At 57.3% G+C, this 21,624-nt stretch carries 16 protein-coding genes, 1 rRNA gene and 1 riboswitch; of the genes, 6 read left to right on the plus strand and 11 right to left on the minus strand.

From position 1 onward, the window contains the following. Positions 1-44 precede the first annotated feature (44 nt). A complete protein-coding gene (gene pgi / locus GT756_RS23685; protein WP_004206271.1) occupies positions 45-1,694 on the minus strand; it encodes a glucose-6-phosphate isomerase in 1,650 nt (549 codons plus the stop codon). A gap of 348 nt (positions 1,695-2,042) precedes the next feature. Further along, positions 2,043-2,278, plus strand: a riboswitch (Lysine riboswitch). 179 nt (positions 2,279-2,457) lie between these two features. On the opposite strand from pgi, the gene lysC reads away from it, so the two are divergent. Then, positions 2,458-3,807, plus strand: a complete 1,350-nt coding sequence (gene lysC, locus GT756_RS23690; protein WP_017900129.1) for a lysine-sensitive aspartokinase 3 — start codon at positions 2,458-2,460, stop codon at positions 3,805-3,807. A gap of 138 nt (positions 3,808-3,945) precedes the next feature. Then, positions 3,946-4,875, plus strand: coding sequence for a ketopantoate/pantoate/pantothenate transporter PanS (panS, locus tag GT756_RS23695; protein ID WP_017900130.1), 930 nt, complete (start codon positions 3,946-3,948; stop codon positions 4,873-4,875). Positions 4,876-4,911: 36 nt separating this feature from the next. On the opposite strand, the gene GT756_RS23700 is transcribed toward panS, so the two are convergent. Further along, positions 4,912-5,250 (minus strand): helix-turn-helix domain-containing protein, encoded by a 339-nt coding sequence (locus tag GT756_RS23700; RefSeq protein WP_004206819.1) that lies wholly within the window; start codon positions 5,248-5,250, stop codon positions 4,912-4,914. Further along, a complete protein-coding gene (locus GT756_RS23705) occupies positions 5,247-5,603 on the minus strand; it encodes a type II toxin-antitoxin system RelE/ParE family toxin (RefSeq protein ID WP_004206820.1) in 357 nt (118 codons plus the stop codon). Before GT756_RS23705 ends, GT756_RS23700 begins: the two co-directional genes overlap by 4 nt. A gap of 200 nt (positions 5,604-5,803) precedes the next feature. Between GT756_RS23705 and GT756_RS23710 the strand changes: the two genes are divergently transcribed. Beyond that, a complete protein-coding gene (locus GT756_RS23710; RefSeq protein ID WP_004177859.1) occupies positions 5,804-6,076 on the plus strand; it encodes a DUF3811 domain-containing protein in 273 nt (90 codons plus the stop codon). Here GT756_RS23710 and rluF read toward each other — a convergent pair. After that, complete coding sequence (rluF, locus tag GT756_RS23715) at positions 6,073-6,948, minus strand: 23S rRNA pseudouridine(2604) synthase RluF (RefSeq protein ID WP_017900131.1); 876 nt, start codon at positions 6,946-6,948, stop codon at positions 6,073-6,075. The genes GT756_RS23710 and rluF overlap by 4 nt on opposite strands. Before the next feature lie 198 nt (positions 6,949-7,146). On the opposite strand from rluF, the gene pepE reads away from it, so the two are divergent. Next, positions 7,147-7,836: a dipeptidase PepE gene (gene pepE, locus GT756_RS23720; RefSeq protein WP_004206823.1), complete on the plus strand. Its 690-nt coding sequence runs from the start codon at positions 7,147-7,149 to the stop codon at positions 7,834-7,836. A 112-nt stretch (positions 7,837-7,948) separates the two neighbouring features. Here pepE and GT756_RS23725 read toward each other — a convergent pair whose 3' ends face one another. Next, positions 7,949-9,580, minus strand: a complete 1,632-nt coding sequence (locus GT756_RS23725; RefSeq protein ID WP_023319475.1) for a Na/Pi cotransporter family protein — start codon at positions 9,578-9,580, stop codon at positions 7,949-7,951. Positions 9,581-9,709: 129 nt separating this feature from the next. Next, positions 9,710-13,393, minus strand: a complete 3,684-nt coding sequence (gene metH / locus GT756_RS23730; protein ID WP_160125104.1) for a methionine synthase — start codon at positions 13,391-13,393, stop codon at positions 9,710-9,712. Between the two features lie 194 nt (positions 13,394-13,587). On the opposite strand from metH, the gene iclR reads away from it, so the two are divergent. Continuing rightward, positions 13,588-14,418: a glyoxylate bypass operon transcriptional repressor IclR gene (gene iclR / locus GT756_RS23735; RefSeq protein WP_004206826.1), complete on the plus strand. Its 831-nt coding sequence runs from the start codon at positions 13,588-13,590 to the stop codon at positions 14,416-14,418. A gap of 52 nt (positions 14,419-14,470) precedes the next feature. On the opposite strand, the gene aceK is transcribed toward iclR, so the two are convergent. From aceK to metA, 4 genes are all read right to left on the minus strand, one after another. Beyond that, a complete protein-coding gene (gene aceK, locus GT756_RS23740; protein WP_064190086.1) occupies positions 14,471-16,255 on the minus strand; it encodes a bifunctional isocitrate dehydrogenase kinase/phosphatase in 1,785 nt (594 codons plus the stop codon). A 102-nt stretch (positions 16,256-16,357) separates the two neighbouring features. Next, positions 16,358-17,662: an isocitrate lyase gene (aceA, locus tag GT756_RS23745; protein WP_004206828.1), complete on the minus strand. Its 1,305-nt coding sequence runs from the start codon at positions 17,660-17,662 to the stop codon at positions 16,358-16,360. 79 nt (positions 17,663-17,741) lie between these two features. Next, on the minus strand, positions 17,742-19,343 hold the full coding sequence (aceB, locus tag GT756_RS23750) for a malate synthase A (protein ID WP_032456808.1): 1,602 nt from the start codon (positions 19,341-19,343) through the stop codon (positions 17,742-17,744). A 260-nt stretch (positions 19,344-19,603) separates the two neighbouring features. Further along, positions 19,604-20,533, minus strand: a complete 930-nt coding sequence (gene metA, locus GT756_RS23755; RefSeq protein WP_004206830.1) for a homoserine O-succinyltransferase — start codon at positions 20,531-20,533, stop codon at positions 19,604-19,606. Between the two features lie 156 nt (positions 20,534-20,689). On the opposite strand from metA, the gene GT756_RS23760 reads away from it, so the two are divergent. After that, the gene (locus tag GT756_RS23760) at positions 20,690-21,145 is read left to right on the plus strand and encodes an acetyltransferase (RefSeq protein WP_160125105.1); all 456 of its coding nucleotides are present in this window, start codon (positions 20,690-20,692) and stop codon (positions 21,143-21,145) included. A gap of 358 nt (positions 21,146-21,503) precedes the next feature. Here GT756_RS23760 and rrf read toward each other — a convergent pair. Next, a 5S ribosomal RNA gene (gene rrf, locus GT756_RS23765) occupies positions 21,504-21,619 on the minus strand. Positions 21,620-21,624 lie beyond the last annotated feature (5 nt).

Here is a 21,624-nt window from a genome sequence, read left to right on the forward strand (position 1 = left end):
AATGCCGACCATAAGGTCGGCATTCCGTCTTAGCTGCGCAAGCGTTATGCGCGCCAGGCTTTATAACGGTTAATCAGACCGTTAGTGGAGCTGTCGTGGCTGCTGACTTCGCTGCCGTCTTTCAGCTCCGGCAGGATGCGGTTAGCCAGCTGTTTGCCCAGCTCAACGCCCCACTGGTCGAAAGTGAAGATGTTGAGGATCGCGCCCTGGGTGAAGATTTTGTGCTCGTACAGAGCAATCAGCGCCCCGAGGCTGAACGGGGTGATCTCACGCAGCAGGATGGAGTTAGTCGGGCGGTTGCCTTCGAACACTTTGAACGGCACCACGTGCTCCAGGGTCGCCGGATCTTTACCCTGATCGCGATATTCCTGCTCCACCACCTCACGGGATTTACCGAAGGCCAGGGCTTCGGTCTGGGCGAAGAAGTTGGACAGCAGCTTCGGATGATGATCGGAGAGCGGGTTGTGGGTGATAGCCGGGGCGATGAAATCGCACGGTACCATTTTGGTGCCCTGATGGATCAGCTGGTAGAACGCGTGCTGACCGTTGGTGCCCGGCTCGCCCCAGATGATCGGACCCGTCTGGTAGTCCACGGCGTGGCCGTTACGGTCAACATACTTACCATTGGACTCCATGTTGCCCTGCTGGAAGTAGGCGGCAAAACGGTGCATGTACTGGTCGTACGGCAGAATCGCTTCGGTTTCTGCCCCGAAGAAGTTGTTGTACCAGATACCGATCAGCGCCAGCAGTACCGGCAGGTTTTTCTCCGCCGGGGTGGTGGAGAAGTGTTTATCCATCGCATGCGCGCCGGACAGCAGCTCAACGAAGTTGTCGAAGCCCACGGAGAGAATGATGGACAGGCCAATCGCCGACCACAGGGAGTAACGGCCGCCAACCCAGTCCCAGAATTCGAACATGTTGGCGGTGTCGATGCCGAACTCGCCAACCGCTTTCGCGTTGGTGGAGAGCGCCGCGAAGTGTTTAGCCACGTGCTTGTCGTCGCCCGCGGTCGCCAGGAACCAGTCGCGCGCGCTGTGGGCGTTGGTCATGGTCTCCTGGGTGGTGAAGGTTTTGGACGCGACCAGGAACAGGGTGGTTTCCGGATTGACGCTCTTCAGCACTTCGGCAATGTGGGTGCCATCGACGTTGGAGACAAAGTGCATGTTGAGGTGGTTTTTATACGGACGCAGCGCTTCGGTGACCATGAACGGACCGAGGTCGGAGCCGCCGATACCAATGTTGACCACGTCGGTGATCGGTTTGCCGGTGTAGCCTTTCCAGCTACCGGAGATAATCGCTTCAGAGAAGGTTTTCATCTTCTCCAGCACAGCGTTCACTTCCGGCATCACATCTTTGCCATCAACCACAATCGGCGTGTTGCTGCGGTTGCGCAGCGCGACGTGGAGTACCGCGCGATCTTCGGTGCGGTTGATCTTTTCACCGGAGAACATCGACTTGATGGCGCCCGCCAGGTCGGTCTCTTTCGCCAGATCCTGCAGTTTAGCCAGCGTCTCTTCGGTGATGCGGTTTTTGGAGAAGTCCACCAGCATCAGATCGTCAAACGTCGCGGAAAACTTAGAAAAACGGTCGCTATCTTTGGCGAACAGCTCGCTGATAGTGACATCTTTCATTTCGTCGAAGTGTTTCTGTAATGCCTGCCAGGCAGAGGTCTGCGTTGGGTTGATGTTTTTCATTAGCAATACTCTTCTGATTTGAGATTGTGACTTCGGTCGATTGTAGCGCCGGTGACGGAAAATTGTGATGATTTTTGTGACTTGTCCCTGACGCCGGTCAGGAATCGGGTCAAAACGGAGTAAAAAGCCCCATTAGTATAGCTATCATAAGGCTTTTTTCTGTTAGCCGCAGGGGCATGAAAAATCCGCATAACCGCAGCGTTGACATAGCTGGCGTTAAGCCTTTATATATCCGCAGTGCTTACGTATTGTAAGTATCTATTGCTCGCGCATTTCACGCTACAGCGAAAGGGTATTCGCGGGGGATATAATGTCCTTATTCCCCCGGCCAGGTGAAAGACGTCGGTAATTGCCAGAAGAGGTGCGTTGCCCAGGTAACCGTATTGGAGGAACCAGTCCGGCGAAAATACGTGAGGGGGAGCAACGCCGAGGTGAAAGAGCGTCTGGTTACGCTCCTCACCGGCCACAGGGGCTGAATCCCCTGGGTTGTCACCAGAAACGTTCGCAGTCGGGCGTTTCATACCCGAACACTTCAGCGCCCAGAGCGGTGAGTCGGGTCTACAAGGTGGAGCACTTCTGGGTGACATCGTAGTTGTTTATCATTCTGCGCCACCCTGTTTATCGCTCTTCCCTTGTGCCATGGCTGAATAATTTGGCCTGGCTTATTAAGACATTTTGTTGCGATCCGGCGGCATCCAGCCCCTGCCAGGATCGGTGTTCAGGAATCGTTTTAATAAGTCAGGCCCCCTGACACGAGGTTGTTATGACAGATTTAGTCGTCGCCAAATTTGGCGGCACCAGCGTTGCTGATTTTGACGCGATGAACCGCAGCATTGATGTGGCGCTGCTTGATGCCAATACCCGTATTGTTGTGCTCTCCGCCTCTGCCGGCGTGACCAACATTCTGGTGGCCTTAGCGGAAGGGCTGGAACCCACCGAACGTTTTTCCCAGTTGGACGCTCTGCGCCAGATCCAGTTCAATATTCTGGAGCGTTTGCGCTATCCCAACGTGATCCGCGAAGAGATTGAGCGCCTGCTGGAAAATATCACCACGCTGGCGGAAGCCGCCGCGCTCGCCTCCTCTAGCGCGCTGACTGACGAACTGGTCAGCCATGGCGAACTGATGTCCACCCTGCTGTTTGTGGAGATTCTGCGTGAACGCGGAATTCAGGCGCAGTGGTTTGACGCCCGTAAAGTGCTGCGCACTAACGATCGCTTTGGCCGCGCCGAACCGGATATCGCCGCTGTCGCCGAACTGACCCAGCAGCAGCTGACGCCGCGTCTCGCGGAAGGCCTGGTGGTGACGCAGGGCTTTATCGGCAGCGAAGCGAAGGGCCGCACCACCACCCTCGGCCGCGGCGGCAGCGATTATACCGCCGCTCTGCTCGGCGAAGCGCTGAATGCCACCCGCGTCGATATCTGGACCGATGTGCCCGGGATCTATACGACCGACCCGCGCGTCGCGCCAGCGGCGAAACGCATCGACGTCATCGCCTTTGAAGAGGCGGCGGAAATGGCCACCTTTGGCGCCAAAGTGCTGCACCCGGCGACCCTGCTGCCTGCCGTGCGCAGCGATATCCCGGTATTTGTCGGCTCCAGTAAAGAACCGAAAGCGGGCGGTACGCTGGTGTGTAAAACCACCGAGAACCCGCCGCTGTTCCGCGCGCTGGCGCTGCGCCGCCGCCAGACGCTGCTGACGCTGCACAGCCTGAATATGCTGCACTCCCGCGGCTTCCTCGCCGAAGTGTTCGGTATTCTGGCGCGCCATAACATCTCCGTCGATTTGATCACCACCTCCGAAGTGAGCGTGGCCCTGACCATGGACACCACTGGCTCAACCTCTGCGGGCGATACCCTGCTGACCCAGGCGCTGCTGACCGAGCTCTCCTCGCTGTGTCGCGTGGAAGTGGAAGAAGACCTGGCGCTGGTTGCCCTGATCGGCAACGAGCTGTCGAAAGCCTGCGGCGTCGGCAAAGAGGTGTTTGGCGTCCTTGATCCGTTTAACATCCGCATGATCTGCTATGGCGCATCCAGCCACAACCTCTGCTTCCTGGTCCCTGGCGCCGATGCGGAGAAGGTGGTGCAGACGTTGCATCATAATTTGTTTGAATAAAATTCCTTAGCACGATAAACAATACCTATAGCCGGGCTCGAACCCGGCTTTTTTATAACAACATCAACACAACCAGCTGACCAGCTCGCCGCCCTACCGGTTCGGCGCGGCCGGTTTGCGTATCGCAAGGAACACAACATGCTCGCAACTCTGACGCGGCTGTTCCCGTTATGGGCACTGCTGCTCTCCGTTCTGGCCTATTACACCCCCACCACTTTCACCCCGATCGGCCCGTGGGTTACCACCCTGCTGATGCTGATTATGTTCGGTATGGGGGTACATCTAAAGCTGGCGGATTTCAAACGCGTCCTGTCGCGTCCGGCGCCGGTCGCTGCAGGGATATTTCTGCACTATCTGGTGATGCCGCTCGCCGCCTGGCTGCTGGCGCTGCTGTTTCATATGCCGCCGGAGCTCTCCGCCGGGATGGTGCTGGTGGGCAGCGTCGCCAGCGGGACGGCCTCCAACGTGATGATCTTTCTGGCCAAAGGGGACGTGGCGCTGTCGGTGACTATCTCCTCGGTCTCCACCCTGGTCGGCGTCATCGCGACGCCGCTGCTGACCCGTCTGTACGTCGACGCGCACATTCAGGTCGACGTCATGGGGATGTTGCTGAGCATTCTGCAGATTGTGGTCATTCCCATCGCCCTGGGGCTGATTGTCCATCATCTGCTGCCGAAGGTGGTGAAAGCGGTGGAACCGTTCCTCCCCGCTTTCTCGATGGTGTGCATTCTGGCGATCATCAGCGCGGTGGTGGCAGGTTCCGCGGCCCATATCGCGTCCGTTGGCCTGGTGGTGATTATCGCGGTGATCCTGCATAACACCATTGGCCTGCTCGGCGGCTACTGGGGCGGACGTCTGTTTGGTTTTGATGAATCCACCTGCCGTACGCTGGCGATCGAGGTAGGGATGCAGAACTCCGGCCTGGCGGCCGCGCTGGGTAAAATTTACTTCGGCCCGCTGGCGGCGCTGCCGGGAGCCCTGTTCTCCGTCTGGCATAACCTGTCCGGTTCGCTGCTGGCCGGATACTGGTCAGGGAAGCCCATCGCCAAAAAAGCCAGCAAGCGCTGAGCGTGACACGTCCGGGCGCAGGCCCGGGCGTGTGCGTTATCCAATCTGCAAACGTACTGGTTTACCTAACTTCATTAACATCATGACTAACGCATCCAGGGTAAACTTACTGGTTTTCTGATTGACCACATCTGAAATGCGTGGGCGCGAAATGCTCAACTTCGCGGCAGCATCGGCCTGCTTCAATTGATGTTCATCTATCCACTCAGCGATTTCCTGCATTAACTGTCGTTTAAGCGCCATCAACTGCTCAACTTCTTTTTCCGCTTGTCCGCGAAGCTGCTCTGCGTCAGCATCATCAAAGCCCAGTTCACTGAATATATTGCTCTCTTCAGAGGTCACATGACGGATACCATCCACACTCTTACGATTCATTTATGACTCCTGTGTTCCTGCTGTATAACCCGCAAACGGCTTCTGACAATCTGTTTTTCGTGTTCGGCGGTCCGTCGCGTCTTTTTGTTAAAACAGTGCAGGACATATATCGCCTCTGCAAAACGGGCCAGATAAATTACCCGATATGCACCGGAAAAGTGGCGCAGGCGGATTTCTTCAACCCCCCGCCCCAGTTGAGGCATTGCTTTCCAGTCCGCAGCCTCTAAACCCGACTGTAAACGATAAAGCTGGAATCCGGCATCTCTGCGGACGTCCTCAGGAAACTGGCGCAGATCGTCAAAGGAAGAGCCCATCCAGACGATACGCCTTAATCTCGGTTGCTGATTGAGCATACCACATCCTTGTATAAAATTTTATACACCACTCGCCCGATATTTATCGTCGATAACAGGTTGACCGTGCCGTTACCCTAAGCCAGTTCACCTCACGGGTCACGAACGAGGGAAATATTCTGCGAGGCGCTTTCCGGATGCGTTCTATTTTGCGCTGATTACCGTACACTGGGTGCTCTGGTCTGACTGAGGGCACCACCATGGCACTCCCCCGAATTACACAAAAAGAGATGACCGAGCGCGAACAGCGCGAATTGAAAACGCTGCTTGACCGCGCGCGCATTGCGCACGGCCGCCCGCTGAGCAATGCGGAAACGAACAGCGTGAAAAAGGAATATATCGATAAGCTGATGGCGCAGCGCGAAGCGGAAGCGAAGAAAGCCCGCCAGGTGAAAAAACAGCAGGCTTATAAGACGGATAAGGAAGCAACCTTTTCCTGGTCGGCGAATACGCCGACCCGCGGCAGGCGTTAGCGCCCTTTCTTTTTACGTCCCGGCTGGGTGAAACGTTTGCCGTTGCCAGCCGGGCGGCCTTTATCGTTGCTATTTTCCACCTTCACCACCGGGCGCTTGATCCCGGGGGTCGCCGCTTTGGCCTTCGGCTTCGCTTTCGGCTTCGCTTCGGAAGAGGAGTTTTCAATCAGCTTGAACAGGTCGATCAGCTCGTCATCGGTCAGATCGCGCCACTCACCCAACGGGATCCCCGTCAGGCTGACGTTCATGATCCGCGTACGCTCAAGCTTCGTCACTTCATAGCCAAAGTGCTCGCACATGCGACGGATCTGGCGGTTTAACCCCTGCACAAGGGTGATGCGGAAAACGAACGGCGCTTCTTTCTTTACCTTACATTTTTTGGTCACGGTCCCGAGAATCGGTACCCCCGCGCCCATGCCGCGAATGAACTCATCGGTCACCGGCTTATCGACCGTAACCAGATACTCTTTTTCATGGTCGTTGCCGGCACGCAGGATCTTATTCACCAGGTCGCCATGATTGGTGAGGAAAATCAGCCCCTGGGAGTCTTTATCCAGACGGCCGATAGGGAAGATACGCTTGCTGTGGTTGACGAAATCGACAATGTTGTCGCGCTCGCCGTCTTCTGTGGTGCTCACAATGCCGACCGGCTTATTCAGCGCAATCAGCACCAGATCATCCGCTTCGCGCGGCTCAATCAACCGTCCGTTAACTTTGACCAGGTCGCCAGGCTTCACCTGATCGCCAATCGTGGCGCGCTTGCCATTGATAAAGACGTTGCCTTGTTCAATAAAGCGGTCCGCTTCGCGACGCGAGCAGATGCCGCTTTCACTGATGTATTTGTTTAATCGGGTTGATGAGTCGGGCAGCATAGATTCTCCTGTAAAAGCGAAATATACCCTACCTTGTGGGCGAGAAAAAACCTGGATTGTATGATTCATTATCCAGAAGCTTCGTCGGGCTTGTGAACAGCATTCCGCTTACCTACATCATGCGCCATATCAGCGCGCCGGTATGGGGGCGATGCTAGAATTTCTGCTTCAATAATATTTTTAAAACAGGAAGAAAAGATGGAACTGCTGTTACTCAGTAACTCCACGCTGCCGGGGAAAGCCTGGCTGGAACACGCCCTGCCGCTGATTGCCGGTCAGGTCAAAGGGCGCCGTAAGGCGGTATTCATCCCCTTCGCTGGCGTGACGCAATCCTGGGATGATTACACGGCCAAAGTGGCTGCGGTTATGGCGCCCATGGCGGTCAGCGTAACCGGTATCCACAGCGTCGACGACCCTATCGCCGCCATTGAAAGCACCGAGATGGTGATCGTTGGCGGCGGGAACACCTTCCAGCTGTTGAAAGCGTGCCGCAGTCGCGGTCTGTTGGCGCCGATTGTCGATGTCGTCAAACGCGGGGCGCTGTATATCGGCTGGAGCGCAGGTTCAAACCTCGCCTGCCCGACCATTCGCACCACCAACGATATGCCGATTGTCGATCCGCAGGGATTTGATGCGCTGGGGCTGTTCCCGCTACAGATTAACCCGCACTTCACCAACGCGTTGCCGACCGGGCATCAGGGCGAAACCCGCGAACAGCGTATCCGCGAACTGCTGGTCGTGGCGCCGGAATTAACGGTGATTGGTTTGCCGGAAGGAAACTGGATCCAGGTCACCGATGGTCACGCGACGCTCGGTGGCCCGAACCCGACGCTGTTGTTCAAAGCGGGGGAAGAAGCGATAACCCTGCCTGCGGGCCACCGCTTCTGAGGCTGGGTGGCTAACGTTTCCCGGATAGCGGCGCATTGCGCCTTATCCGGGCTGCCTCAACGGGACGTCCAAACGCAAAACCCCGGTTAGCACAGCGTCGCCGGGGAATGGCTCAGTAGTCATCCCGTTCGTCGTCTTCATCCGGTTGCTCCATCACGCTGTAAGCCACCGAGCAGAACAGGCTGTTCAGGCGCTTCATATCCCCCAGCAGCGCCAGATGCAACGTACTGGTTTCGATACTCTGCACGTTCTGCTGATGCAGACGGTCAACGTGCGCATGCGAGTAGCGGCGGTTAAGAATGCGGAACCGGTGTTTGCTGCGCCGCAGGCGACGAGCGCTCGGCACATCGCTGGAGAAGAAGACCGACATCGCCAGCTGCAGATTGCTGAGCAGCAGATCGTACAGGGCGTCCAGCTCCTTTAACCCTTCCACCGAGAAGGCGCGACGCGCCGCCAGCGATTTATCGGCGATCTCGCTGCCCATCCGCTCGACGATATCGGAGGCCTGCTCGAGGTTTAACGACATCTCAATAATTTCCGCCCAGCGCCGGGACTCTTCTTCCGCCAGCTCATCCTTTGGCATTCGCGCCAGATAGAGCTTAATGGCGGTGTAGAGGACGTTGATATCGTCCGCCATGCGGCGCAGTTCTTTCTCCTGACGCGGTTCGCCATGCATCACCTTATGCAGGCTCTCCATCATTTGCTCCATCGCGTCGCCAATGCGCAGCGTCTCGCGTGCGGCGTTGGCTAGCGCCAGCGCCGGGGTGTCCAGCGCCGACGGGTCAAGATGCTTGGGTTTGAGATGGTTATCCAGCTCGGGTTCATCGCGGATCATGCGCTGGCACAGCTTCGCCATCGGTCCGGCAAAGGGCACCATCGCGATGCAGCGCAGCAGGTTATAAAAGACGTGAAAGTAGATAACCAGCTCAGACTCCGCCAACGGCAGCTTGTGCATCGCCGCGGCCAGCGGATGGACGAACGGCAGAATGATCAGGCTCCCCACCAGCTTAAACAGCAGGCTGCCCAGCGCCACCCGGCGCGCCGCCGCGTTCGCCGCGCTGTTGTTGAGCATCGCCAACAGCCCCGATCCCAGGTTGGCGCCAATCACCAGGCACAGCGCCACCGGGAAAGAGATCGCTCCCGCCGCGGTCAGCGTCGCGGTCAGCAGCACCGCCGCCAGGCTGGAGTAGCTAATGATCGCGAATACAGCGCCAATCAAGGCATCCAGCATGATATCCCCGGTCAGCGAGGCAAAAATCACCTGCACGCCGTTGGCCTGGGTAATGGGGTGGACGGCCTGCACAATCAGCTCCAGGGCCAACAGGATCAGCCCAAGGCCGATCCCCACTCGCCCCAGCTGCCCGGCGCGGGTCTGCTTGCGGCCGAGGAAGAAAATCACCCCGATAAATATCAACAACGGCGACAGCCACGACAGGTCGAAGGTCAGTACCCTCGCCATCAGCGCCGTCCCAACGTCGGCGCCCAGCACCATCACCAGCGCCGGCGTGAGGCCCACTAAATCCTGGGCGACAAACGAGGTCACCAGCATGGTGGTGGCATTGCTGCTTTGTACCAGCGCAGTCACGCCAAGACCCGCGCAGAAGGCGAGCGGCTTTTTTTCTACGCTGCTACTGAGAACGGTACGTAGGCGAGCGCCATAGACGCGCATCACCCCGGTACGCACGATATGCGTGCCCCACACCAGCAGAGCGACCGCGGACAACAGGTGTAGCAGAGTTAACACGGAATCAGCTTCTCCTTATCGTTATAGGTGTTCCGACGTTCTGGAACCTATCTCAGTATAAGGGGTTAACCTCAATAAAGAGACAAGGCGCTCACAGAGCGCCTTGTTAGTTGTAAGGAAAAATGACGACTAGTCCGCATCATAGCCCAGATTAGGGGCTAACCAGCGCTCGACTTCCGCCGGGGTCATCCCTTTACGCCGCGCGTAGTCTTCGACCTGGTCGCGCTGGATCTGCGCCACGGCGAAGTACTTGCTGTCCGGATGGCTGAAATACCAGCCGGAAACCGATGCCCCCGGCCACATGGCGAACGATTCGGTAAGCTTCATGCCGGTATGGGCTTCGACGTCCAGCAACTGCCAGATGGTGCCTTTTTCAGTGTGCTCCGGACAGGCCGGATACCCCGGCGCCGGACGGATCCCCTGGTAATTCTCGCGAATAAGTTCCTCATTGCTGAGGTTCTCATTGGCCGCATATCCCCAGTAGACCTTGCGCACTTTCTCGTGCAGATACTCGGCGAAGGCTTCCGCCAGACGATCGGCGATGGCCTTGATCATGATCTTGTTATAGTCGTCATGCTGCGCTTCATAGGCCTCCGCCAGCGCGTCCTCTTCCAGGCCGCCGGTGACGGCGAAGGCGCCGATGTAGTCCGCTTTGCCGCTCAGCTTCGGCGCCACAAAGTCGGCGAGGCAGTAGTTGGCGAAGCCGACCTTCTCCGTCTGCTGGCGCAGGTGATGGCTCACCGTCAGCACATGGGTGCGGGTTTCATCGCGATAGATTTCAATATCGTCGCCAACGCGGTTGGCCGGGAACAGGCCCACCACGCCGCGCGGGTTGAGGGTTTTCTCTGCGCTCAGTTTATCCAGCAGCTCGTTAGCGTCTTTGAACAGGCGCTGCGCCTCTTCCCCTACCACTTCATCTTCCAGAATGCGCGGATATTTACCCGCCAGCGACCAGGTCATAAAGAACGGCGTCCAGTCGATGTAATTGCGTAGCGTCTCGATACTGGCTTCCACCTCCTGAATCCCCAGGCGATGGGCCACCGGCGGCGTATAGCTCTCCCAGTCAAAGGCCAGATCGTTTTCCCGTGCGGCCGCCAGGGTCACCGGCGGGGTGCGCGGTTTTTTACGTCCATGCTGGATACGCACGGTTTCATACTCTTTGCGCGTGCGGGCGACAAACTCATCGCGCTGCGTATCCGAGAGCAGCGCAGCCACCACCCCGACGGTGCGCGAGGCGTTCTGTACGTAAACGGTCGGGCCGCTGTAGTTCTGCTCGATTTTCACCGCCGTATGCGCTTTCGAGGTGGTCGCGCCGCCAATAAGCAGCGGGATGGTAAAGCCCTGACGCTCCATCTCTTTCGCCACGTTAACCATCTCGTCGAGCGACGGGGTAATCAGCCCGGAAAGGCCGATGAGATCCGCGTTTACCTCTTTGGCGGTTTTGAGAATTTTATCCGCCGGGACCATCACGCCAAGATCGATGATTTCGTAGTTATTACACTGCAGCACCACGCCGACGATGTTTTTGCCGATGTCATGAACGTCGCCTTTTACCGTGGCAATCACCATTTTGCCGTTACTGGAGCCCTGTTCTTTACTGGCTTCGATAAACGGCTCAAGGTAGGCCACCGCCTGTTTCATGACGCGAGCGGATTTCACCACCTGCGGCAGGAACATTTTGCCTTCGCCGAACAGATCGCCGACCACGTTCATGCCGTCCATCAGCGGCCCTTCGATCACCTCAATCGGGCGGGCAGCCTGCTGACGCGCTTCTTCGGTGTCCTGTTCGATAAATTCGGTAATGCCCTTCACCAGCGAATATTCGAGGCGTTTTTTCACCTCCCAGCTGCGCCACTCCGCCTGCTGGGCATTGGCGCCGTCGTCGACTTTACTGCCGCGATATTTTTCCGCCAGTTCGAGCAATCTTTCGGTGCTGTCATCGCGGCGGTTGAGGATCACGTCCTCCACCGCGTCGCGCAGCTCGCCCGGCAGGTCATCATAGATGGCCAGCTGACCGGCATTGACGATCCCCATATCCATGCCGTTGCGGATCGCATAGTAGAGGAATACGGCGTGGATCGCCTCACGAACCGGGTCATTGCCGCGGAAAGAGAAGGAGACGTTGGAGACCCCGCCGGAGATCAGCGCATGCGGCAGCTCGCGTTTGATGTCTTCGCAGGCGCCGATAAAGTCCTGGGCATAGTTATTGTGTTCTTCGATACCGGTCGCCACCGCAAAGATATTCGGGTCAAAGATAATATCTTCTGGCGGGAAGCCGACCTCTTCGGTGAGGATTTTGTAGGCGCGACGGCAAATCTCAATTTTACGTTCGCGGGTATCAGCCTGGCCCACTTCGTCAAAGGCCATCACCACTACCGCAGCGCCGTAGCGGCGAACCAGTTTCGCATGGTGGATAAAGGGTTCGACGCCCTCTTTCATCGAAATCGAGTTAACGATGCCTTTGCCCTGAATGCATTTCAGGCCTTTCTCAATAACTTCCCACTTGGAGGAGTCGATCATGATCGGCACGCGGGCAATGTCCGGCTCGCCGGCAATCAGGTTGAGGAAGCGCACCATCGCCGCTTCTGCGTCGAGCATCCCCTCGTCCATGTTGATATCGATAATCTGCGCGCCGCTTTCCACCTGCTGACGCGCGACGTCCAGCGCTTCGCTGTACTTCTCTTCTTTGATTAAGCGTTTAAATTTCGCCGAGCCGGTAACGTTGGTACGTTCGCCGACGTTAACGAACAGGCTGTCATCGCCGATATTGAGCGGCTCCAGGCCGGCGAGGCGGCAGGCCACCGCGATTTCCGGCAGCTGGCGCGGCGGCAGGCCCGCTACCGCCCGGCTCATGGCGGCGATATGCTCCGGGGTCGTACCGCAGCAGCCGCCGACGATATTAAGGAAACCGGCTTCCGCCCATTCGCGGATCTGCGCCGCCATGGTATCGGCATCCAGATCGTATTCGCCGAAGGCGTTGGGCAGGCCGGCGTTCGGGTGCGCGGTGACGTAGCATTCAGCGATGCGCGAGAGCTCCTGGACGTACTGGCGCAGTTCGTCCGGCCCGAGGGCGCAGTTCAGACCAAACGATAAGGCTTCGGCGTGGCGCAGCGAGTTATAGAAAGCTTCGGTGGTCTGCCCGGAAAGCGTGCGGCCGGAGGCATCGGTAATGGTGCCGGAGATCATCAGCGGCAGGTCAACGCCCAGCGCCTCCATCTCCTCTTTTACCGCATAGATGGCCGCTTTGGCATTCAGGGTATCAAATACCGTTTCAATCAGGATCAGATCCACGCCACCTTCCACCAGCGCCCGGGTGGATTCGCGATAGGCGGCCACCAGCTGGTCAAAGGTAATATTACGGAACGCCGGATCGTTCACATCAGGCGAAATGGAGGCGGTGCGGTTAGTTGGGCCAAGCACGCCCGCGACGTAGCGCGGTTTTTCCGGCGTGCGGGCCGTCCAGGCGTCGGCGCTGGCGCGGGCCAGCTTCGCCGCCGCAAAGTTGATCTCTGCCGACAGGGATTCCATCTGGTAATCCGCCATCGCGATGGTTGTCGAGTTAAAGGTGTTGGTCTCAATGATATCCGCGCCGGCCTCGAAGTAGGCGTCGTGGATCTCACGGATCACCTCGGGCTTGCTGAGCACCAGCAGGTCGTTGTTGCCTTTCAGGTCGCACGGCCAGCCAGCAAAGCGCTCACCGCGAAAGTCCTGCTCACTCAGACGATAGCCCTGGATCATGGTGCCCATGCCCCCATCCAGAACCAGAATACGTTCTTTTAACTGCTGATGCAGTTGCTCAACTTTGCTGCTCACACTTGCTCCCGACAACGCTCAACTCAGGCCAAATAGCCAACAAACCATACTGGCATAAACCACCGGAGCGGAAAAGACAACAACGGGCAATATGAGACATGTTCAGCTTCACTCCTCCGATGAGTCCGGTAGTGATTGCATTATCGCCAAATAAAACGAAAATTATTTCCACGATACAGAAAAAGGAGTCCGCGATGGCCACTACCCCCGTTCCCGCGAAACGCGGCAGAAAACCCGCGGCTGCCACCGCCCAGCAGGCTGGCGGTCAGGTTCAGTCGCTGACCCGCGGCCTGAAATTGCTCGAATGGATTGCCGAATCCCACAGCAGCGTCGCGCTGACCGAGCTGGCGCAGCAGGCGGGTCTGCCTAACTCAACCACTCACCGCCTGCTGACCACCATGCAGCAGCTGGGTTTCGTCCGCCAGGTCGGCGAGCTGGGCCACTGGGCCGTCGGCGCGCATGCCTTCGTGGTCGGCAGCAGCTTTCTGCAAAGCCGCAATCTGCTGGCGATTGTCCACCCGATCCTGCGCCAGCTGATGGAAGATTCCGGTGAAACGGTGAATCTGGCAGTGCTTGACCAGAGCGACCACCAGGCGATCATTATCGACCAGGTGCAGTGCACCCAGCTGATGCGGATGTCGGCGCCGATCGGCGGAAAACTGCCGATGCACGCCTCCGGCGCCGGGAAGGCGTTTCTCTCGCAGCTGAGCGAAGAGCAGGTTACCAGCCTCCTGCACCGTAAAGGGCTACATGCCTATACGCATGCCACGCTGGTCTCGCCGCTGCATCTGAAGGAAGATTTAGCGCAGACCCGCAAGCGGGGCTACTCGTTCGACGACGAGGAGCACGCGCTCGGCCTCCGCTGCGTCGCCGCCTGCATTTATGATGAACACCGCGAACCGTTCGCGGCAATCTCCATCTCCGGCCCCATCTCACGCATGACCGATGACCGGGTGACCGAGCTGGGCGCGCTGGTCATTAAGGCCGCGAAAGAGGTCACGCTGGCATACGGCGGGGTTAAATAAAAAAAAATGCCCCACCGGGGCATTTTAAGTAGGCCTGATAAGCGTAGCGCCATCAGGCAGATCGGCGCACCTTGCCGGATGGCGGCGTAAACGCCTTATCCGGCCTACTGTCGGCGCCATAGCGCACGCTAAAACGCTGCTTGCGCCGGTAGGCGTAGACATCTTCCACATGGCCGTTTTTAATCCGCGTCTGCAGTTCGCGCCAGTAGTCGGCGCGCAGCAGGTCGGCATGCATCTCCTCAAACAGCGGCCCAATGCGCGGGTCGGCACACAGCCAGTGGCGGAACTCCTCCGGGAACACATCCCCCGGCGAGACGCTGTACCACGGCTCGCTGGCCAGTTCATCCTCGGGATAGCGCGGCGGTGGGATCTGGCGAAAATTCACTTCCGTCATATAGCAGATTTCGTCATAGTCGTAGAACACCACCCGGCCGTGGCGGGTGACGCCGAAGTTTTTAAACAGCATATCACCGGGAAAGATGTTGGCGGCGGCCAGCTGGCGGATAGCATTCCCATACTCTTCTACCGCATCGCGTAGCGCCTGGCCGTTAACCTGCTCCAGCCACAGGTTGAGCGGCACCATTCGCCGTTCAATATACAGATGACTGATGACAATCCGGTCGCCGAGGTCGGTCAGTTTGTTCCCCGCCTCCGCCTGCAGCAGCGCCAGCAGCGCCGGCGCGATTTGTCGTTTCTCCAGCACGAAATTTTCAAACTCCTGCGTGTCCGCCATCCGCCCGACGCGGTCATGCTCCTTTACCAGCTGATAGCAGGCGCGCACGTGGGCGGCGGTCATCTCTTTCTGCGGCGCGAAGCGGTCTTTGATCACCTTAAACACCCGGTCAAACCCCGGCAGGGTAAACACCAGCATCACCATCCCGCGAATGCCCGGCGCCTCAATAAACTGCTCATCGCAGCGAGCGATGTAGTGCAGATATTCACGATAGCTTTCGGTTTTAGCGTGCTTCTGGCAGCCAATCGCCATATACAGCTCGGCCGTGGTTTTCCCCGGCAGGATCTCGCGCAGCCATTCCACCAGGGCGCCGGGCAGTGGCGCATAAACCATAAAATAGGAACGCGCGAAGCCAAACACGATGCTCGCTTCGGCATGGGTGGTCAGGCAGGTATCGACAAACAGCTCGCCCTCGTCGCTGCGATGGATCGGCAGCAAAAAGGGCAGCGTGGTCATCGGCATCACCAGTTTGCCCACCAGCCAGGCGGCTTTATTACGATAGAACAGCTCATTGGCGACCTGCAGATGACAGGTGGCGAGCAGTGCCTCCCCCAGCGCCTCCTGCAGACTGGCAATGATATAGCCGATATCCCGCGCTTTATTTTGCCACGGCAGCCGCAGCGGCAGATCGGACAGCACTTTACCCAGCAGGTGCGGCCAGCCGCGATCGGCAAAAAAATCTTTCGCCAGCGGTCGCGGAAGGGTGCGAAAAGGACGCTCGGGCTGCGAGCTGAAAATAAAGAGCCGCTCGGGGGTCAGCGAGCGGTGGTCAAACAGGCGGCAGTAGACCGAATTGAAAAAGCTCTCGGCAATTTCAAAACGAGGGTAATCCGGCAGCAAACGGGTGTAGTGGGCTTTCACCCGCAGCAAAAAGTCGGCATCCGTGCTCTTTCCTTCCGTGATGCAGCGCAGCTGCTCCACCACCAGACCCACATGGTGGTCATAGAGGTGGATCCGCTGTTTCATCGCCTGCTGCACCGCATGCCAGTCGGCCTGTTCAAAGCGCTGCTGCGCGCCGGAAGTCACTTCGAGAAAACGCCCATACTGAGCGTCAAATCCCTGCAATATCGTTTGGGCAATCAGTAATTCCAGACCACGCGTCATCGAACTCCCCCATCCGGCACCACGTCAGGCCGAATGGCGCGCTCGCTTATCCGGCCTGGATCCCTTCACTGGCCCGGTTAGCGTCGTGCCACCGGGCATGGCTCAAAACTGATCTTCTTCGGTCGAGCCGGTCAGCGCCGTCACCGACGAGGCGCCGCCCTGGATAATGGTGGTGACCTTGTCGAAGTAGCCGGTACCCACCTCCTGCTGATGCGAGACGAAGGTATAGCCTTCCGGCCCGGCGGCGAATTCCGGCTGCTGCACTTTTTCAACATAATGGCGCATCCCCTCACCCTGTGCGTAAGCATGGGCGAGGTCGAACATGTTGAACCACATGCTGTGGATCCCGGCGAGGGTAATAAACTGGTACTTGTATCCCATGTCCGACAGCTGCTGCTGGAAGCTGGCGATGGTTTTATCATCGAGATTTTTCTTCCAGTTAAACGACGGCGAGCAGTTATAGGCCAGCAGTTTGCCCGGGAAACGCGCATGAATGGCTTCAGCAAAGCGACGCGCCTGCTCAAGATCCGGTTTCGACGTTTCACACCACACCAGGTCCGCATACGGCGCATAGGCCAGCCCGCGGCTGATCGCCTGCTCGATCCCGGCATGGGTGCGGAAGAACCCTTCGCTGGTGCGATCCCCGGTAATAAACTCACGATCGTACGGATCGCAGTCTGAGGTAATTAAATCGGCAGCGTCAGCATCGGTACGGGCGATCACCAGCGTCGGGACCCCCATCACGTCAGCCGCCAGACGCGCCGCCACCAATTTCTGTATCGCTTCCTGGGTCGGGACCAGCACTTTACCGCCCATATGACCGCACTTCTTCACCGACGCCAGCTGATCTTCGAAGTGAACAGCCGCTGCACCGGCTTCAATCATCGATTTCATCAGCTCGAAGGCATTAAGGACGCCGCCAAAACCGGCTTCCGCATCCGCCACGATCGGCAGGAAATAGTCGATAAAGCGCGGATCGTTCGGCTCAATCCCGGCTGACCACTGGATCTGATCGGCGCGGCGGAAGGTATTGTTGATCCGATCCACCACCGCCGGTACCGAGTTGGCCGGGTACAGCGATTGATCCGGGTACATGCTGGACGCCAGGTTAGCATCCGCCGCCACCTGCCAGCCGGAGAGATAAATGGCTTCGATGCCGGCCTTCGCCTGCTGCAAGGCCTGGCCGCCGGTCAGCGCGCCAAGGCTGTTGATGTATCCTTTCTTCGCTTCACCGTGCAGCAGACGCCACATTTTCGCCGCGCCAAGCTGCGCCAGCGTGCATTCCGGGTTCACCGAGCCGCGTAATTTCACCACCTCTTCCGCGCTGTACGGGCGGGTAATCCCTTCCCAGCGCGGGTTCGTCCACTCTTTGTTTAATTCTTCGATTTGTTGGGTACGGGTTTTCATGTGCAGATGCTCCATATAATTTCCTGGCTCTCCAGGCGCATTGGTGAAGGACTAAATGGCGAACCACACCATCTGGCGATTAGGCCAGCAGGCGGTAGCCCGGTAATGTCAGAAAATCAATCAGTTCGTCGGAGGTGGTAATCTGCTCCATCAGCCGCGCCGCATCGTCAAAGCGGCCATGGCTGAAGCGGTGCTCTCCCAGCTCTTCCTGAATCACCATCAGCTCTTCCGCCAGCCACTGGCGGAACAGCGCTTTTGTGACCGGCGTGCCGTCATTCAGGGTTTTCTGATGATGGATCCACTGCCAGATAGAGGTGCGCGAGATCTCGGCTGTCGCGGCGTCTTCCATCAGGCCATAAATCGGTACGCAGCCGTTGCCGGAGATCCAGGCTTCGATGTACTGCACCGCCACGCGAATGTTGGCGCGCATCCCGGCTTCCGTGCGCTCGCCCTCGCAGGGGGCCAGCAGCTGTTCGGCGGTAATGGGCGCGTCCTCGCTACGGGTCACCGAGAGCTGATTCGGCTTGTCGCCGAGCACGCGGTTAAACACCGCCATGGCGGTATCCGCCAGCCCAGGATGGGCGATCCAGGTGCCATCGTGACCGTTGTTCGCCTCCAGCTCTTTGTCGGCGGTGACTTTATTCAGCACCTGACGGTTACGCTCGACATCTTTGCTCGGGATAAAGGCCGCCATCCCGCCCATCGCAAACGCCCCGCGTTTGTGGCAGGTCTTAATCAACAACCGTGAGTAGGCGCTAAGGAAGGGTTTATCCATCGTCACCACCTGGCGGTCCGGCAGTACGCGGTCCGGATGGTTTTTCAGCGTCTTGATATAGCTGAAGATATAGTCCCAGCGGCCGCAGTTCAGGCCGACAATATGGTCGCGAAGCGCATGCAGGATCTCATCCATCTGGAACACCGCCGGCAGTGTTTCAATCAGCAGCGTGGCCTTGATGGTGCCGCGCGGCAAATCAAAGCGATCTTCAGTAAAGCTGAAGACATCGTTCCACCATGCCGCCTCTTGCCAGGCCTGGGTTTTTGGCAGATAGAAGTAGGGACCACTTCCTTTCGCCAGCAGCGCCTGGTAGTTATGAAAGAAATAGAGCGCAAAATCGAAAAGACTGCCGGGGATGGCCTCATTACGCCAGGTCACATGCTTTTCCGGCAGGTGCAGACCGCGCACACGGCATACCAGCACAGCGGGATTGGGCTGCAGTTGATAGATTTTGCCAGCCTCATTGGTGTAGCTGATGGTCCCGTTCACGGCATCGCGTAGGTTGATCTGACCATCAATGACTTTACGCCAGTCAGGCGCCAGCGAATCCTCAAAGTCCGCCATAAAGACTTTTACGTTAGCGTTCAACGCGTTAATGACCATCTTGCGCTCGACGGGGCCGGTAATTTCAACGCGGCGATCCTGTAAATCCGCCGGGATACCACGAATGGTCCAGTCGCTATTTCTAATGGAAGCAGTTTCCGAAATAAAATCCGGCAGCTGCCCATCGTCAATAGCCTGCTGCTGCTGCAGACGCGCGGCCAGCAGTTTATTGCGCGCCGGCGTAAAGCGGCTCACCAGTTCCGTCAGAAATTCTACCGCCTCAGGCGTTAAGATCTGCTTCTCCTGCTCGCCATAGGGCTGACTAAAGGCCAGTTCATCGGTGATTGTCGCCTGCTGCGTCATTGTGCTGCTCCTCTTGGTTGATCCGCTGGAAGCGAGCGAAAGATCGTTGTGCAGTTTTCGCTCAGCACAATTAAGACTACTCAATTAATTTTCAAAATCAAAAACAATTTCCATTTTAATTTTAAAATAACATTAACATATTGATAACAATGAAATTAAAGTTATCATCAGCTGTGAGGTGAATTTCGGAAATAAAAAAGGCACCCGAAGGTGCCAGAGGCAAAGTGCTGAAACGCTTTAGGATCGTTTCGTGCGGAGTATTACTCCAGCGTTGGATTCATATGCCGCAGATCGTATGGTGTAATCTGGTAGACGTAATAGTTCAGCCAGTTAGCGAACAGCAGATTACCGTGGCTGCGCCAGGTAGCGCGCGGTTTGTTCTGCGGGTCGTTTTGCGGAAAATAGTTGTGGGGAACCTCAGGGTTCAAACCGGCTTCCACATCGCGGAAATATTCACTTGCCAGGGTATTGGCATCGTATTCGGGGTGGCCGGTGACAAAGGCGATACGCTTATCTTTACTGGCGAACAGATACGCATCGCCCTCTTCTGTCTCCGCGAGGATCTCGAGATCGGTATAGTCACGGATAAGCCCTGCCGGAAAGTCAGCATAGCGTGAGTGTGGGGCGAGGAAAGAGTCGTCGAAACCGCGGGTCAGTAAGGCGTGTGGGTGTAGAATATGGTGTTCATAGACGCCAGAAATCTTTTCGGCACGGGTTTGCTTGGGAATGCCGTACAGAATATTCAGCGCGGCCTGCACCGCCCAACAGACAAACAGCGTCGAAGTGACGTGATCCTTGGCCCACTCCAGCACCTGTTTGATCTGCGGCCAGTAAGCGACATCATTAAATTCAACCAGGCCTAAAGGAGCGCCGGTGACGATCAGGCCGTCAAAGTTCTGATCGCAGATCTCATCGAAATTGCAGTAAAAATTATTCAGATGCTCCGCCGGCGTATTACGTGACTCCCGCGCATCGATACGTAATAACTGGATGTCCACCTGCAGCGGAGAGTTCGACAGCAGACGCAGGAACTGATTCTCCGTCTCGATTTTCTTCGGCATCAGGTTGAGGATTAACACCTTCAGGGGGCGGATTTCCTGAGTTGTTGCACGCGTTGTCGTCATTACAAAGACGTTTTCATTGCGCAAGAAATTGACGGCTGGTAGCTCGTCCTGCACCCGAATTGGCATAACTCTATTACCTCATAGCATACGTATAAACGTTTAGACATCCAGATAGCTGAAGATAACCAGGAATCGGGTGAATGTCGAGTCTGCATGTTCACGGTGAGAAAATTTCACGGCGCGCATTGAGTTAGAATATAAGAATGAAGAAAAGGAGAAAATATGGTTATTAGCATCCGCCGTTCCCGGCCTGATGAAGGGGATAAACTGATTGCGATCTGGTGTCGGTCGGTCGACGCCACCCACGACTTTCTGTCAAAAGCGTATCGAAAGGAGCTGGAGGAGATGGTACGCGCATTTTTACCGGAGGCTCCGCTGTGGGTGGCGGTTAACACGGAGGACCAGCCGATCGCCTTTATGCTACTGACCGGAGATCATATGGATGCGCTGTTCGTCGATCCAAATGTCCGCGGCTGCGGCGTGGGGAGATTGCTGATTGAGCATGCGCTGTCGTTAATGCCGAAGCTGACGACAAACGTAAATGAGCAGAATGAACAAGCGGTCGGGTTTTATCAGAGAATGGGTTTTAGGGTGACAGGGCGGTCTGAAACGGACGATCTGGGGCAACCGTATCCGTTATTGAATTTGATACATGAGCAGCAGGCTGAAGCAGACTAAGATTGACGTCGCAACTGCTAACCCTTAGACAGGAGCCTCTCCGGAGACGGTGCTGCGCACCTTGTCCGGGCTACGGATCGTGTAGCCCAGGTAAGCGCAGCGCCACCGGGGAGGCATGCCGGCATTCTCGCCGGATGACATAAACGCAAAAAAGCTCAGTCTTCCGACTGGGCTTTCTGCTTTATTTGATGCCTGGCAGTTTATGGCGGGCGTCCTGCCCGCCACCCTCCGGGCCGTTGCTGCGCAACGTTCAAATCCGCTCCCGGCGGATTTGTCCTCCTCAGGAGCGCGCTCACCGACAGACAACAGACAAAACAAAAGGCCCAGTCTTTCGACTGAGCCTTTCGTTTTATTTGATGCCTGGCAGTTCCCTACTCTCACATGGGGAGACCCCACACTACCATCGGCGCTACGGCGTTTCACTTCTGAGTTCGGCATGGGGTCAGGTGGGACCACCGCGCTAGTGCCGCCAGGCAAAT

The organism is Klebsiella sp. Q2, from assembly GCF_009900705.1.
GTDB classification, from domain to species: domain Bacteria; phylum Pseudomonadota; class Gammaproteobacteria; order Enterobacterales; family Enterobacteriaceae; genus Klebsiella; species Klebsiella quasipneumoniae.

Bases quoted from the DNA above. Each gene is read 5' to 3' on its own strand.
- iclR (WP_004206826.1), top strand. From the start codon at position 13,588: ATGGCCACTACCCCCGTTCCCGCGAAACGCGGCAGAAAACCCGCGGCT.
- metA (WP_004206830.1), bottom strand. From the start codon at position 20,533: ATGCCAATTCGGGTGCAGGACGAGCTACCAGCCGTCAATTTCTTGCGC.
- GT756_RS23705 (WP_004206820.1), bottom strand. From the start codon at position 5,603: ATGCTCAATCAGCAACCGAGATTAAGGCGTATCGTCTGGATGGGCTCT.
- GT756_RS23700 (WP_004206819.1), bottom strand. From the start codon at position 5,250: ATGAATCGTAAGAGTGTGGATGGTATCCGTCATGTGACCTCTGAAGAG.
- aceB (WP_032456808.1), bottom strand. From the start codon at position 19,343: ATGACGCAGCAGGCGACAATCACCGATGAACTGGCCTTTAGTCAGCCC.
- panS (WP_017900130.1), top strand. From the start codon at position 3,946: ATGCTCGCAACTCTGACGCGGCTGTTCCCGTTATGGGCACTGCTGCTC.
- pgi (WP_004206271.1), bottom strand. From the start codon at position 1,694: ATGAAAAACATCAACCCAACGCAGACCTCTGCCTGGCAGGCATTACAG.
- rluF (WP_017900131.1), bottom strand. From the start codon at position 6,948: ATGCTGCCCGACTCATCAACCCGATTAAACAAATACATCAGTGAAAGC.
- pepE (WP_004206823.1), top strand. From the start codon at position 7,147: ATGGAACTGCTGTTACTCAGTAACTCCACGCTGCCGGGGAAAGCCTGG.
- GT756_RS23760 (WP_160125105.1), top strand. From the start codon at position 20,690: ATGGTTATTAGCATCCGCCGTTCCCGGCCTGATGAAGGGGATAAACTG.
- GT756_RS23710 (WP_004177859.1), top strand. From the start codon at position 5,804: ATGGCACTCCCCCGAATTACACAAAAAGAGATGACCGAGCGCGAACAG.
- aceK (WP_064190086.1), bottom strand. From the start codon at position 16,255: ATGACGCGTGGTCTGGAATTACTGATTGCCCAAACGATATTGCAGGGA.
- aceA (WP_004206828.1), bottom strand. From the start codon at position 17,662: ATGAAAACCCGTACCCAACAAATCGAAGAATTAAACAAAGAGTGGACG.
- lysC (WP_017900129.1), top strand. From the start codon at position 2,458: ATGACAGATTTAGTCGTCGCCAAATTTGGCGGCACCAGCGTTGCTGAT.